Source organism: Mixta sp. BE291 (assembly GCF_031457955.1).
Lineage (GTDB): Bacteria > Pseudomonadota > Gammaproteobacteria > Enterobacterales > Enterobacteriaceae > Mixta.
Window position 1 is genome coordinate 92537 of record NZ_JAVDXN010000001.1, and the last position, 13337, is coordinate 105873.

The 13337-nt window shown below is 56.0% G+C and carries 13 protein-coding genes; 8 read left to right on the forward strand and 5 right to left on the reverse strand.

The window, feature by feature from the left end:
• The first annotated feature begins 3 nt into the window (after positions 1-3).
• Both J2X14_RS00395 and J2X14_RS00400 read left to right on the forward strand, forming a co-directional pair.
• Positions 4-156: a hypothetical protein gene (locus J2X14_RS00395; RefSeq protein ID WP_352409253.1), complete on the forward strand. Its 153-nt coding sequence runs from the start codon at positions 4-6 to the stop codon at positions 154-156.
• Positions 157-600: 444 nt separating this feature from the next.
• The gene (locus J2X14_RS00400; protein ID WP_352409254.1) at positions 601-1626 is read left to right on the forward strand and encodes a DUF481 domain-containing protein; all 1026 of its coding nucleotides are present in this window, start codon (positions 601-603) and stop codon (positions 1624-1626) included.
• A 48-nt stretch (positions 1627-1674) separates the two neighbouring features.
• On the opposite strand, the gene J2X14_RS00405 is transcribed toward J2X14_RS00400, so the two are convergent.
• Both J2X14_RS00405 and J2X14_RS00410 read right to left on the reverse strand, forming a co-directional pair.
• Positions 1675-2883 (reverse strand): L,D-transpeptidase family protein, encoded by a 1209-nt coding sequence (locus J2X14_RS00405; protein WP_352409255.1) that lies wholly within the window; start codon positions 2881-2883, stop codon positions 1675-1677.
• Between the two features lie 192 nt (positions 2884-3075).
• On the reverse strand, positions 3076-4890 hold the full coding sequence (locus J2X14_RS00410) for a glycoside hydrolase family 15 protein (protein ID WP_352409256.1): 1815 nt from the start codon (positions 4888-4890) through the stop codon (positions 3076-3078).
• Between the two features lie 123 nt (positions 4891-5013).
• Here J2X14_RS00410 and J2X14_RS00415 point away from each other — a divergent pair, with 123 nt between their 5' ends.
• From J2X14_RS00415 to fetB, 3 genes are all read left to right on the forward strand, one after another.
• Positions 5014-5799, forward strand: a complete 786-nt coding sequence (locus tag J2X14_RS00415) for an SDR family oxidoreductase (RefSeq protein ID WP_352409257.1) — start codon at positions 5014-5016, stop codon at positions 5797-5799.
• 112 nt (positions 5800-5911) lie between these two features.
• Positions 5912-6565 (forward strand): iron efflux ABC transporter ATP-binding subunit FetA, encoded by a 654-nt coding sequence (gene fetA, locus J2X14_RS00420; RefSeq protein ID WP_352409258.1) that lies wholly within the window; start codon positions 5912-5914, stop codon positions 6563-6565.
• Complete coding sequence (fetB, locus tag J2X14_RS00425; protein ID WP_352409259.1) at positions 6562-7323, forward strand: iron efflux ABC transporter permease subunit FetB; 762 nt, start codon at positions 6562-6564, stop codon at positions 7321-7323. Before fetA ends, fetB begins: the two co-directional genes overlap by 4 nt.
• On the opposite strand, the gene J2X14_RS00430 is transcribed toward fetB, so the two are convergent.
• Positions 7320-7895, reverse strand: a complete 576-nt coding sequence (locus J2X14_RS00430) for a DedA family protein (protein WP_352409260.1) — start codon at positions 7893-7895, stop codon at positions 7320-7322. The genes fetB and J2X14_RS00430 overlap by 4 nt on opposite strands.
• Positions 7896-8072: 177 nt before the next feature.
• Between J2X14_RS00430 and J2X14_RS00435 the strand changes: the two genes are divergently transcribed.
• Positions 8073-8660 (forward strand): Yip1 family protein, encoded by a 588-nt coding sequence (locus J2X14_RS00435; RefSeq protein ID WP_352409261.1) that lies wholly within the window; start codon positions 8073-8075, stop codon positions 8658-8660.
• Positions 8661-8732: 72 nt separating this feature from the next.
• On the opposite strand, the gene J2X14_RS00440 is transcribed toward J2X14_RS00435, so the two are convergent.
• A complete protein-coding gene (locus tag J2X14_RS00440) occupies positions 8733-9074 on the reverse strand; it encodes a HigA family addiction module antitoxin (RefSeq protein ID WP_352410099.1) in 342 nt (113 codons plus the stop codon).
• A 75-nt stretch (positions 9075-9149) separates the two neighbouring features.
• Positions 9150-9446: a type II toxin-antitoxin system RelE/ParE family toxin gene (locus tag J2X14_RS00445; protein ID WP_352409262.1), complete on the reverse strand. Its 297-nt coding sequence runs from the start codon at positions 9444-9446 to the stop codon at positions 9150-9152.
• A gap of 248 nt (positions 9447-9694) precedes the next feature.
• Here J2X14_RS00445 and pbpG point away from each other — a divergent pair, with 248 nt between their 5' ends.
• Positions 9695-10642 (forward strand): D-alanyl-D-alanine endopeptidase, encoded by a 948-nt coding sequence (gene pbpG / locus J2X14_RS00450; RefSeq protein ID WP_352409263.1) that lies wholly within the window; start codon positions 9695-9697, stop codon positions 10640-10642.
• A 208-nt stretch (positions 10643-10850) separates the two neighbouring features.
• Positions 10851-13292: a DUF3772 domain-containing protein gene (locus tag J2X14_RS00455; RefSeq protein ID WP_352409264.1), complete on the forward strand. Its 2442-nt coding sequence runs from the start codon at positions 10851-10853 to the stop codon at positions 13290-13292.
• The last annotated feature ends 45 nt before the right edge of the window (positions 13293-13337 follow it).

The following is a 13337-nucleotide window of genomic DNA, read 5'->3' on the forward strand; positions in this document are numbered from 1 at the left end:
CCGGTGCGCAGCATTAATAACAAGATCGGCAAGCCTGTCAGCGGTACGGTAATAATAGTAAGCAGGCTTTATATTATTACGCTTCATTACGGGCATCTTTACCGTATTAGCGGCGCATTCGCCAGCGGGAAAAATAGCGACAGCAGAAAACAATGAAAAGAGGGAGAATTAAGTACAGCCCGCCGGATTACGCCTTGGCGGGCTGCGGGGTGGAGCGGAATAACATTCCCTGGTGTGGCAAAAAGAACAGAAGGTATTTATGGTTTACCGCTCAGATGACAACGTGATTATTAATAAAAATTTATCGGACGTCAACGCAATAATAATATATTTTTGCGGTTACAGTGCGGGTTTTATATAGCAATAAAATGATTAGTTAATAAATATATATAAATTAATTCTGTTTTTAATTTTAATAATCAGCACTCAAATCATCACCTGCTTCAATATTAAAACGGTTCGGCATAGGTTTCCTCTTCTTCTGCGGCCAGAAAATGCGAGCCCGCCAGGGTAAGTTTCGGATTTATCTTCTCTTTTACTGTTGCCGGTTCGCTGCCAGGCTTATTCCTTTGCCCGCCAGGAATACCAAAACACCAGACCATGTTCTATTTTAAAATTTCCCGTTTTTTTCTCCCCGCCGTTTGGCTGCTTGCCCTGTGGTGTAGCGCGGCGGCGGCGGATACCGTTTGGCTAAAAAATGGCGATCGCTTAAGCGGCACGGTACGTTCGCTGAACGATGGCAAATTAATTGTGGATACCGATTGGGGCGGCACGCTGTCGCTAAACTGGAACGCCGTCAGTACCCTGAACAGTAAGCATCTTATTACCCTGCGCGATAGTCAGAGCGGAGAAAATTACAGCGTGCGCCTGGCAGCGGCGGAGCCGGGCTGGCTGACGGTGATCGACGGCAATCAACAGGAAGAAAAGGTCGCGGTTGACCATATCGATGACTTTATGAAAGCGAAAGTGAAAAACGATCGCCTGGACTGGAACGGCAATGTGGATGTAGGCATCAACCTGAAGCACGCCTCAACCGAAACGCAGGATACCCATGTTGCCTTTAACAATAAAATTAACCAGGGCAAATGGCGTCACAACTTTGGTGCCGCCTGGAATCGGGAAAAAGAAGATTCCAGCGTGAATACCCATAATTACAGCCTGCGTTATGCGATCGATTACACCTTTCGCGAACAGTTTTTCTGGCAGGGACGCGCCAGCTACAAGCGCGACTGGGTTGAGGATTTGGCGCATCAGGCGTTGATTGGTACCGGGCCTGGCTATCAATTCTGGGATGATGAGCGCGGTGCTTTTTCGCTGTCGTTACTGACCGGCGCGTTCAGCTATGGCTACAGCGACGGCACGATTGACAGCCATTTTGGCTCCTCCGTGCGCTGGGATTATCAGCGCTATCTGCGCGGTAAGGATGTGACTCTGTTCACTCATGGCGAAGTCGGGCATTCGCTGGATGACGATGGCATTTTTACGCTGGATGCGGAGGTGGGCCTGCGTTATGCCCTGACCAGCTGGTCAACGTTGAATATCGGCTACGGACGTAACCTGGTAAGCGGCACGCGCGATACGCTGAATGAACGGCGTTTTACTACCGGGCTGGGCGTGAAGTGGTAACAAAGAAAAAGGGCGACAGAAATCGCCCTTTTTTTACGTGGCTGACGCTCAAGAGCCGCTGTTTTCTTCAGCAGGCTGGGCCTGATCGACCGGTGCCGCAGGCTGGGCCTGATCGACCGGTGCCGCAGGCTGAGCCTGATCAACCGGTGCCGCAGGCTGAGCCTGATCGATCGGTGCCGCAGGCTGGGCCTGATCAACCGGTGCCGCAGGCTGCGCCTGGTCAACCGGTGCCGGGTTGCCGTTTTGCTCGGCGGCATTCATCGGCAGCGTCTGATTCGGCGCCTGAGCATCAGCGCTTTGCGTCGCCATCGGCTCAACCGGCGTCTCTTCCGCAGGTCCGTTGATTTTCACCGGCATACCGGAACGCGTACGCATCGCCTGATCGATAATCGCCTGATTGACGCTGGCATCAGCGGTAATTTTGCTGACGGCTGGCGTCAATGTAATCGGCACTGGCGCACGCGATTTAAACTGCTCTTCCGTGGTGGAAAGCGGGTTATGGATCTCGACATAGCGCGAACCATCCGGCTCTACCGTCGCCTTCACCGGCTGATCGATAAACTGTACGCGCGTGCCAACCGGCACGTTATCGAACAGCCATTTGATATCATCCGCACGCAGACGCACGCAGCCGTGGCTTACGCGCAGGCCGATACCGAAGTTGGCGTTAGTACCGTGAATCGCGTACAGGCGGCCGATATAAAGCGCATAAAGCCCCATCGGGTTATCCGGACCGGCCGGGAACACCTCAGGCAGCGACTCGCCGCGCGCGGCGTACTCTTCATGCATTTTTTTGGTTGGCGTCCAGGTCGGGCCCGCTTTTTTGCGCTGCACGGTGGTCGTCCAGTCTACCGGCGTATCCTTGCCCAGCTCACCAATCCCGATAGGCAACACCACCACGGTTTTGGTGCCTTTCGGATAGTAATAAAGACGCATTTCGGCGCTGTTGATCACAATCCCTTCGCGCGGCGCGTCAGGCAGAATCAACTGATGAGGAATAATTAATTTTGAACCAGCCTGGGGCAGATAAACGTCAACGCCAGGGTTGGCTTCGAGCATATTGCTCAGGCCCATTTGATACTGCGCAGCAAAGGCTTCCAGAGGAAGTTTGCTGTCCTGCGGGATGGTAATTTCCAGGTTTTCTCCCGTCAAACGGCTGTTCGCCGGAGGCAGAGGATAAACCACAGCAAGCGCCTGTTGACTAAATGCCACCAGTGCTACTGCCAGTGAAGCGATCGCGCGAATGCTCTTTTTCATCTTATTTCAATTGATTAATGCCATTAAATGGCTTGTTAGAGAGTCGACCCAGGTGCGGTCAGTGTGACCGGCTGCACATTATATGTGCATAACCTCTGATTGTGGAACCAGGAATTTTCGGAACCACGCCTTCTTTCCATAACTGTATGTCATTTAACACAATCTTGCCTGGTCAGAAGGCGATTTTTATCGTCAGGGCTGCCAGTGTGGATCGTCGCCATCCAGTTTACGGTTAAGAAAAAAGGCGGCGCTGATCAAAGCCAGATGGCTGAGCGCCTGCGGGAAGTTGCCCAGCGCGAAACCGTGGAAATCGAACTCCTCAGCGTAGAGGCCTAGCGGATTGGCATAGCTCAGCAGTTTTTCAAACTCAAAATGCGCCTCTTCCACCCGTCCGGCGCGCGCCAGGCACTCTACGTACCAGAAAGAGCAGGCGACAAAGGATCCTTCCCGGCCGCTGAGCGCATCGGCGGGCGTCTCTTCGCGGTCATAGCGCCAAACCATGCCGTCACGTACCAGCTTCGCCTTAATCGCATCCAGCGTAGAGAGCCAGTCGGGGTCGGTCGCGCCGACAAAGCGCACCAGCGGCATCAGCAGCATAGAGGCATCCAGCGATTTGCCGTGGCGCGTAGCGGTAAAATGGCCCAGGTCAGCATCCCAGAAATCTTGCCAGATTTCCTGACGAATTTCGCTGCGTACCCGATCCCAGCGCTCGTAAGGCATCGGCAGTGACCGCTTGACGCCGAGGCGCAACGCGCGATCGAGCGCCACCCAGCACATCAGGCGCGAATGCAGAAAGTGCTGCGGTTCACCGCGCATCTCCCAAATGCCGGCATCCGGCTCCTGCCAGTGATCGCAGAGATAATCGATGGTGCTGCAAACGTTGCGCCAGCCGCGCTCAGAGATCGCCTCGCCATATTTATTGGCAAGATAAACCGCATCCATCAGCTCGCCATAAATATCGAGCTGCGTCTGCCGCCACGCATCGTTGCCGATACGTACCGGACGCGAATCGCCATAGCCGGAAAGATGCGACAGCTCGCTTTCATGCAGTTCGGTGGCGCTGTCGAGGCGATACATCACCTGTAGCCGCTCTTTGTCCTGATGGCTGTTCTCCACGCAGTGACCCACCCAGTGGGTAAAGCGTTTCGCCTCGTCGATATAGCCGAGGCGCATCAGCGCATAGACGCTGAAAGAGGCGTCGCGAATCCAGGAGGCGCGATAGTCCCAGTTACGCTCGCCGCCCAGCTCTTCCGGCAGGCCGAAAGTGGCGGCGGCGGCAATAGAGCCGTGCTGCCATGAGGTCAGCAGCTTTAACGCCAGCGATGAGCGTTTCACCATCTCCTGCCAGCGTCCGCGCCAGTTGCTTTGATGGCACCAGTTGCGCCAGTAACGCAGCGTTTCCTGAAAACAGACGTCGGTTTGCAGGTTATCCAGATGCTCATCCTGCGCGCAGCCAAAAATAAACTCCGCGTGCTCACCGGTTTGCAGGGTGAACGTCGCCACCGCCGCATGGCGATCGATCGTCAGCGGTACGCTGGAGGTCAGGCGCAGCTCCGGCTCTCCCTCGGCGCTGAACAGCGCCGCGTTATCGCGCAGCCTGGCTTTAGTGGTGGCGCGTGCATAATCATGTACCGGCGCGCAGCGCAGCGAAAAACGGCCCTGGCCGCGCACCATTTTCAGCCGACGAATAATGCGCGGCTTGGTATCTTCCCGCTGGCAGATCGGCATGTAATCGGTGATTTCCGCTACGCCTTCGGCCGCCAGCCAGCGCGTTTGCAGAATATTGGTATCCGGCAGGTAAAGCTGCTGGCGACGACACGCTTTCCATTCCGGCGTCAGGCTGAAAATGCCCGCCTCATCGCTGTCCAGCAGGGCAGTAAAGATGGAAGGGCTATCCAGATTGGGCCAGCAAAAATAGTCGATGGTGCCATCATCGGCGACCAACGCGCAGGTGCGCAAATCGCCAATAACGCCGTGGTTCCCGATAGGTCGTTTGATCTCAGCCATGCCGTTCCCCGGTTGCGCTGTGTGAACTATTACTATAGTCAACCTCACCCGACGTGGCGGCGCAGATGGACAAAACCGCTATACTTGCTGTTCATTTATTAAGCGCAACAGAGGAGTGAAGCGATGGCGAGCAACAAAACGGCGGTGGTGACCGCATCGGATTCCGGTATCGGGAAAGCCTGCGCGATCATGCTGGCGCAGCAGGGCTACGATATTGGCATTACCTGGCGTTCCGATGAAAAGGGCGCGCAGGGCACCGCCGAAGAGGTACGCAAACTGGGACGTCAGGCGCAGCTGATCCAGCTCGATCTTTCCGATCCGCAGCAGGGCGGTCAGGCGCTGGAGAAGCTGATTGCGCAGCTGGGCCGCATCGATGTGCTGGTGAATAATGCGGGCACGAATATTGAGGGCGAATTTCTTGATATCGCTTTTGATAACTGGCGCAAGGTCTTTACCGTGGATGTCGACGGCGCTTTTGTCTGCGGACAAATTGCCGCGCGCCAGATGGTTAAGCAGGGCGAGGGCGGACGCATTATTAATATCACCTCGGTGCATGAACATACGCCGCTGCCAGGGTCGGTGACCTACACCGCCGCCAAACATGCGCTGGGCGGACTGACCAAGTCGATGGCGCTTAGCCTGTTGCCGCACAAGATTCTGGTGAACGCGGTGGCACCAGGCGCTATCGCCACGCCGATGAACGACATGGATAATGAGGATGCGCATAACGTTTCGCTGCCGCATATTCCTGCCGGTCGCCCTGGCGACACGCGCGAAATAGCCAGCATGGTCGCCTGGCTTTGCTCCGAGTGGTCAACCTACACCACCGGTCAATCATTTGTGATCGATGGCGGCTTTATGCTCGCTAACCCACAGTTTGCCGCTGCGCAACAGCAGAACGATCGGTAACCCCAGTTTGGCTGCTTCAGGCGATTAACGGGGCCGCCGTCGCCCCGTTTTGCTTTTCCGTTCTGCCGCCTTCCGCGCTATGATTGGCCGCACAATCAAAAAGGAAGCATGTATGGCAACGGATATTCCCGCGCTGGCGGTACGTGACGTCAGCTATCGGCTGGCGGATAAAGTTCTGCTGGCTCCTCTCTCTTTTACTTTGCAGCAGCATGAATTCGCCTGGCTCACCGGCCCTTCCGGCAGCGGTAAAACCACCTTATTAAAAATCCTGGCGGGCCTGTTAACCCCCGCCAGCGGCAACATCGCGTTTCGCGGCGCTTCGATCGGAACCATGGCGCCGGAAGCCTGGCGGCGGCAGATCGCTTACTGTTTCCAGACGCCGCAGCTGTTTGGTGAAAGCGTGTATGACAACCTGGCGTTTCCCTGGCAAATTCGTCAACAGCGGCCGGACAAGCAGGCGCTGCGTGCCAGCCTGGCGCAGCTGAATTTAGCGCCGGCGATGCTGGAGCAGCCTATCGCCGCGCTTTCCGGCGGCGAACGGCAGCGGGTGGCGCTGCTGCGTAATTTACAGTTTCCTCCGGCGGTGTTGCTGCTTGATGAGGTCACCAGCGCGCTCGACAGTGAGAACAAAGCGCGGGTCAAACAGCATATTCAACAAACGGCGCAGCAGCAGGCGATGAGCGTGCTGTGGATCAGTCACGACCCGCAGGAAATTGACGATGGCGCACGCATTATCTCTTTAACCCGCACGGAAGCCGCACAATGAATCATCCTGAAATCAGCAATACCTCGCTGGCGCTGGCCTTTATGCTGGTGCTGGTGGCGCTGATCGTCAGCCAGAAAGAGAAACTGGGGCTGCATAAAGATATTTTATGGAGCGTGGTGCGCGCCATTATCCAGCTCACGCTGGTTGGCTACCTGCTGCACACGCTGTTCGATTTCAATAACCGCTGGCTGACGCTCTCAATGGTGCTGTTTATCTGTGTTAACGCGGCGCTGCACGCCCGCAAGCGCAGTAAACGCATCGGCAACGCGTTTGTGATCTCGTTTGTCGCTATCGCTTCCGGCACCGCGCTGACGCTGACTATCCTGGTGCTGAGCGGCGCGATCGCCTTTGTGCCGATGCAGGTGATTCCGGTTTCCGGCATGATCGCCGGTAACGCGATGGTCGCGGTGGGGCTGTGCTATACCCAGTTGAATCAGCGCTTTGCGGATAACCGCCAAAAAGTGGAAGAGATGCTGAGCCTCGGCGCGTCGGTTAAACAGGCTTCGGCGACGCTGGTACGCGACAGCATTCGTGCGGCAATGAGTCCCACGGTGGATGCGGCGAAAACCGTGGGGCTGGTCAGCCTGCCGGGGATGATGTCAGGACTGATCTTTGCCGGTATCGATCCGATGCTGGCGATTAAGTATCAGATTATGGTGACCTTTATGCTGCTGGGCACGGCGGCGATCTCGACGATTATCGCCGCCTGGCTGGGCTATCGCCGCTTTTACAACGCCCGGGCGCAGCTGGTGATTTAATCCTCATGCCGCCGTGACCAGTGGCGAAACGCCAGGCGCAACAGCAAAACAAAGCCCACCGCCACGGCCAGCCACAGCAGATGTTTCAGGTGATGATCGAGGCGGTGCAGCCACGGCGTGATGACCTCACCGGCAAAATAGCCGAGTGTGACAAACACCAGCGCCCAGATACAGGCGCCGATAGCGTTAAAAATCAGAAACTTCAGCGGGCTGAGGCGGCTGGCACCGATAATCACCGGGCCGATAATGCGAAAACCATACATAAAGCGCACGCCAATAATAAACAGTACCGGATGGCGACGGATCATCTGATTGGCGCGCTTCAGCTTGCCCTGATGTTTTTTGAAGCGGCGCAGAATACGGGAGCCGAACTGACGGCCAATATAAAAAAGTATTTGATCGCCCACAAAGCCGCCAAGCATCACCGCCAGCACCACGCCGCTGTAGCGCAGCAGCTGCTCGTGCGCCATGACGCCGCCCAGCAGCGCGAACGTCTCTCCTTCAGCAATACAGCCAATAACCACAGCCAGATAACCATACTGCTCAATGAACTGGTTGATATCAAATTGCAAAACGTACCGTCCCTTTTATCCTTAGCGTCAGGGTAAGTGTACACCCCGTTAACCGCGCCTTGCGAATAAACGCCGTAAGCAGAAAAGGTTGTGGCGCTGATTGGTGGAAAAGTAGCCAGGTGACGTATACTTGAGTGAACGCCGCCGGGTCGGCGGCAGGTCGCTGAGGGCTCTATCATGAACCATGTCTGGGGACTTCTGGCGCATCCCAATCAGGAGATGCGCGCAATCGAACGGGAAAATGAAAGCGTTTCCCACCACTATACTCACCACGTTTTACTGATGGCGGCGATTCCGGTGATCTGCTCGCTGATCGGCACCACGCAAATGGGCTGGTATCTCGGCGGAGGACACACGGTTCCGCTTGCGCTTTCTACCGGACTGATGCTGGCCGTGTTGTTTTATCTGCTGATTCTGGGCGGTGTGGCGGTGATGGGCCGCGTGATCCACTGGATGGCGCGCGATTATCCCCAGCGCCCCAGCATCCAGCGCTGTACGGTATTTGCTGGTTATGTCGCCACGCCGCTGTTTTTGAGCGGTGTTATCGCGCTCTATCCGGTGGTCTGGCTCTGCGTACTGGCAGGCGCGGTGGCGCTGGCCTGGACCGGCTATCTGCTCTATGTCGGCATTCCGCAGTTGCTGAATATCGACCGCGACGAGAGCCTGCGTTTTTCTGGCTCTACGCTTGCCATCGGCATTCTGCTGTTTGAAGTGCTGCTGGCGTTGACGGTGCTGCTGTGGGGCTATGGTTCCCGCATGGGATAAAGCGCGCTTTGTGTAACGGGCGCGGCCTCAGTAAGCCACCTGCGGGTGGCTTACTGGCAAGGTTGCCTGGGGTTATGCGGTGTCTTTGAGCATCTCTTCACGGCGGGCCAAAAAGTCATGTGCAGTACAAATGCGGTTAAGTTCTTCCTGAGTACGGGCATCATTTTCTACCTCCCATACGTTGACGGCCGCCTGCAGGTTAAGCCAAAAATCAACGGTGGTATCAAACGCTTTTGCCAGGCGAAACGCCATATCAGTAGTGAGTTTGCGGTTATTATTAACTAATGCACTGACCGTATTGCGGTGAACGTTAACCATTTCAGCCAGATCGTTAATTTTCAGGTTAAGCGGCTCCAGATATTCATACTGAAGCACATCTCCAACGGTAGTTGGCTTTCTTGTCGCTTGTTTCATAGCTAAATCCCATTGCATATTAACCGGTCATTAAGAGGAAAAGCGGCCTGGAAAACGGGGCGCAATAAAATATTTTTAGTAATTATGCGGATCAAGGTAAAGGTCTTCTGCCTTTCCGTTGACCCATTTAAATATTAATCGGTATTTTTTATTTACCCGAATCGACGAATAGCCTTTTAATTTCCCTGACAACTCTTCATAGCGGTTACTGGGGGGCGAGCGCAAATCGAGATACGAGGCCGCCGCATTGATCATATCAAGTTTGCGTGCAAGCGTAGTCTGGATGTCCGCGGGTATTTTCCTGGCTGGTGTTGAGTGATAAAAGAACGCTGCCAGCCAGGGATCGCGAAAGCTTCCGATGCTATTTAACATTCCCTTGTTACCTTGTTAATCACCGTTTGATAATGCTAACGCACATTTGCACTGTGCTCAAGTGCATTGGGCTATTTTTCCCCTGAATGGATCATCTTTCTGTTTACGCGCAGAAACGAATCTCTGATAGGAATTTACTGAGTGCCCGGCGTATTATGCTGCTTGCCAGCCGCCGCACCTGTTGACTCTTGCGACGGCAGCCTGTGTTACGCACAGCGCGCAATCCTGAAACGGTAAGTTGTTAAACGATGCCCGCAAAATTTCGTTATTCGTTGTTGAGCCTGGCTTTTCTTTTTTCTGCGCCGGGCATGGTGGGGCAGGCCGTTGCCGCGTCGCCATTAAGCACGCCCGCGCCGCTCTCTCAGCCGCAAATCGCCTCCGGCAGCGCGATGATTGTCGATCTGAATACCAATAAAGTGCTGTACGCCAGCCATCCAGATCGGGTACGGCCCATCGCCTCGATAACCAAAGTGATGACGGCGATGGTGGTGCTGGATGCGCATCAGCCGCTGGATGAGATGCTGAATGTCGATATCAGCCATACGCCGGAAATGCGCGGCGTATTTTCCCGCGTACGCCTGAAAAGCGCCATCAGCCGCAAAAATATGCTGCTGCTGGCGCTGATGTCATCGGAAAACCGCGCGGCGGCCAGCCTGGCGCATCACTATCCCGGCGGGTATGAAGCATTTATTCGCGCCATGAACGCCAAAGCGCGTTCGTTGGGCATGACCAACACGCATTATGTCGAGCCAACCGGCCTGTCGATTCATAACGTATCCACCGCCCGCGACCTGACCAAACTGCTGATCGCCACCAAACGCTATCCGCTGCTGGGCCAGCTCAGTACCACGCATGAGGAGATGGCGCGCTTCAGCAACCCGGACTATACGCTGCCGTTCCGTAACACCAATCATCTGGTTTATAAGCCGGACTGGCATATTCAGCTGACCAAAACCGGTTTTACTAATCAGGCGGGGCACTGCCTGGTGATGCGTACGGTGATTAAACAGCGCCCGGTAGCGCTGGTGGTGCTGGACGCCTTCGGCAAGTATACCCACTTTGCCGATGCCAGGCGGCTGCGCGACTGGCTGGAGACCGGCAAATCCGCGCCGGTTCCGGCGGCGGCGCTGGCCTATAAAAAGCAAAAAACCGGCCTGACCGCCAGCAACAACCTTAACGACAGCGCAGTGGAATAACGCGTTATCCTTCCGCAGCGCGCGCCGCACAGCCCGGCCCGCGCTGCATATCCGCCACATCGGGCGGCGGCGCATCTCATCACCTATTCTTATCTTCGATCGGGGATTTTTCTTCACGCTTTCCTATAGTGAAGCCGTAGGCAAAAGCATAAACTGGCGCGCGATCGCGGCGAGGCCGTGGAACAGAAACTGAGTGGAACGACTTTCGATGTCAAAGTGGTTACGATTAATGCGGGCAAGCCTGCTGGCGCTGCTGGTAGTGGCGCCGTTTGCTCTTCACGCGGCGGAAAACGCGGAAGATAGCGCGGCGGTGGGTGAAGAGGCCGTAGTAAAAGTGAATGCTTCGGTTGAACTGCCGAAGATGCAAAAAATCCTCGATAAAATCAAAGGACAAATTTCCGGCGACACTAATGACGCACAGCTTTCTCAGCTCAACGATATGGCGCTGGAACTGTCGGGCAATGCGGATACGCTGGGTCAGGCGCTGATTCCGCAGCGCCAGCAGCTACTGGCGCAGCTGGCGGTATTAGGGCCGGCACCGCAAGCGGACAGCGGCGTTAAAGAGACGCCGGAAGTAACCCGCAAGCGCAACACGCTGGAAAACCAAAAGCAGAAGCTGGATGAGCAAATTAAACAGGCGGAGACGATCAAAAGCGGCTCGCTGAACCTCAGCGCGCAGATCGTTAACCTGCGGCGCGATAATCTGAAAACGCAGCTGGCGCTGAATTCCGGCAGCATTTTCGGCCCGCGCTTCTGGTCGCCGCTGTTTGGGATGCAGCAACGGGATGGCGATAAGCTGGCTAACTTCCGCGATGAGCTGGCGGATTCCGTGGCGCTGGCGTGGGAGCCAGGCTGGCGGCTCGGCACCGTTTTGTGGCTGGTTGCCGCAGCATTGGTCGCTACGTTGGGCCGTCGCTACGGGGAAGAGTTTCTCGCCTGGGTCAGCATTCACAAATTGCCGGAAGGGCGTTTGCGGCGCAGCTTCCTGGCGGCCGCGACCGCCCTGACCACGCTGGTGGCGGTGGTGCTGGCGTTTAACTTTCTTGACCAGGCCTTTACCCGTCGGGAAGCGGTCTCAGATGATGTGCAGGGCTTTGTCGATCGTCTGGTCGAGCTTAGCGTGTTCTGCGGCCTGATTGCCGGGCTGGGACGCGCCTTCCTTTCAACGCGTCGCACTTCATGGCGGCTGCCAGCGATCTCCAACGAGGTGGCGCAGGCGCTGAAGCCTTACCCGCCGCTCACCGCGTCGCTGGTCTTTGTCTTTCAGATGGTCGAGGCGCTGAACAGCACCGTCGGCACCAGCGTCGGCACCACCATTCTGGCGAACGGCCTGACGGCGTTGCTGGTTGGCGCCACGGCGCTCTCTATTAGCTTCCGTTCCAGCCGGGTACGCCGCCGACTGGTACAGGAAGGACAGGTGCCGGAGGCGAAATCGACCCTGGTCGGCCTGATCCAGATGGCGATTACGCTGATCGGGTTGGCGATTATGCTGTCGTTGATTATCGGCTACGTTACCCTGGCGCGCTTCCTGAGCTATGAGCTGATCTGGGTTGGTATTGTCTGTGGCGCTTATTATTTCCTTAGCCATCTGGTCAGCGACGGCTGTGAAACGCTGCTATCGGTCAACAGCCGAACCGGCAAACAGCTGCAAACCTCGCTGAACATTGATGAGCGGCATTTGTCACAGGCGGCGGCGCTGCTGTCGGCGCTGGGCAAAACCATTCTGCTGCTGTTTGCGGTGGTGGCGGTGCTGAATGGCACCTTCGGGACCTCGACGCCGATTGAGCTGCTGCAAAAAGCGGTGGAGTTCTGGGGCGGCAAAGGGCTGGAATCGCTGAATATTGTCCCGGCGCATCTGGTGAATGCGCTGCTGTGCATGGCGGTAGGGATTTATGTGCTGCGCGTGGTGCGTCGCTGGCTGGATAACGATTTCCTGCCGAAAACCACCATGGATACCGGCATGCGCGTGTCGCTGGTGACGCTGTTCAGCAATATCGGCTACGTGCTGGTGATTCTGCTGACGCTCTCTACCATGGGCGTGCAGTGGAACAAGCTGGCATGGATTGTCAGCGCGCTGTCGGTGGGGATTGGTTTTGGTTTGCAGGAGATCGTGAAAAACTTTATCTCCGGCCTGATTCTGCTGACCGAACGTCCGGTTAAGGTAGGCGACCTGGTGAGCATCAGCGGCATCGAGGGCGATATTCGCCGTATCAACGTGCGCGCCACGGAGATTCAGCTGGGCGACAAATCCACGGTCATCGTACCGAACTCGCAGCTGATCTCGCAAAACGTGCGTAACGCTACCATGGGCAACGCGCAGGGCGTGGTCACCATTACGCTGACCTTCCCGCTGGATATCGATCCGGTACAGGTGCGCGAGATTTTACTGTCGGTTTATAACGACAACGAACGCATCCTCGAGACGCCAGAGCCGTCGGTCAGCTTTAAGGATCTGACGCCGCAGGGTATCGTGCTGAGCGTCACCGGTAATGTCTCTAACCAACGGCAAATTGCTGGTGCGAAAAGCGATCTGCTGTTTGATATTCTGACGCGCCTGCGCAAAGAAGGCATTGTGCTGTCGCGTCCGCAAACCATGATTATCGAGCAAAAGAATGGCGAAGTAGTGGTGAAGGAGCCGCAGCAGAGCTAAGTGGTCTCAACGCCGCCTCTCCACAGGGAAGGGCGGCTTTTAATG

What these genes read in the sequence shown, in the direction of transcription:
- J2X14_RS00415 (WP_352409257.1), top strand. Translation starts at nt 5,014, where the DNA reads ATGGCGAGCAACAAAACGGCGGTGGTGACCGCATCGGATTCCGGTATC.
- fetA (WP_352409258.1), top strand. Translation starts at nt 5,912, where the DNA reads ATGGCAACGGATATTCCCGCGCTGGCGGTACGTGACGTCAGCTATCGG.
- J2X14_RS00440 (WP_352410099.1), bottom strand. Translation starts at nt 9,074, where the DNA reads ATGAAACAAGCGACAAGAAAGCCAACTACCGTTGGAGATGTGCTTCAG.
- fetB (WP_352409259.1), top strand. Translation starts at nt 6,562, where the DNA reads ATGAATCATCCTGAAATCAGCAATACCTCGCTGGCGCTGGCCTTTATG.
- J2X14_RS00455 (WP_352409264.1), top strand. Translation starts at nt 10,851, where the DNA reads ATGTCAAAGTGGTTACGATTAATGCGGGCAAGCCTGCTGGCGCTGCTG.
- J2X14_RS00435 (WP_352409261.1), top strand. Translation starts at nt 8,073, where the DNA reads ATGAACCATGTCTGGGGACTTCTGGCGCATCCCAATCAGGAGATGCGC.
- J2X14_RS00410 (WP_352409256.1), bottom strand. Translation starts at nt 4,890, where the DNA reads ATGGCTGAGATCAAACGACCTATCGGGAACCACGGCGTTATTGGCGAT.
- pbpG (WP_352409263.1), top strand. Translation starts at nt 9,695, where the DNA reads ATGCCCGCAAAATTTCGTTATTCGTTGTTGAGCCTGGCTTTTCTTTTT.
- J2X14_RS00445 (WP_352409262.1), bottom strand. Translation starts at nt 9,446, where the DNA reads ATGTTAAATAGCATCGGAAGCTTTCGCGATCCCTGGCTGGCAGCGTTC.
- J2X14_RS00400 (WP_352409254.1), top strand. Translation starts at nt 601, where the DNA reads ATGTTCTATTTTAAAATTTCCCGTTTTTTTCTCCCCGCCGTTTGGCTG.
- J2X14_RS00405 (WP_352409255.1), bottom strand. Translation starts at nt 2,883, where the DNA reads ATGAAAAAGAGCATTCGCGCGATCGCTTCACTGGCAGTAGCACTGGTG.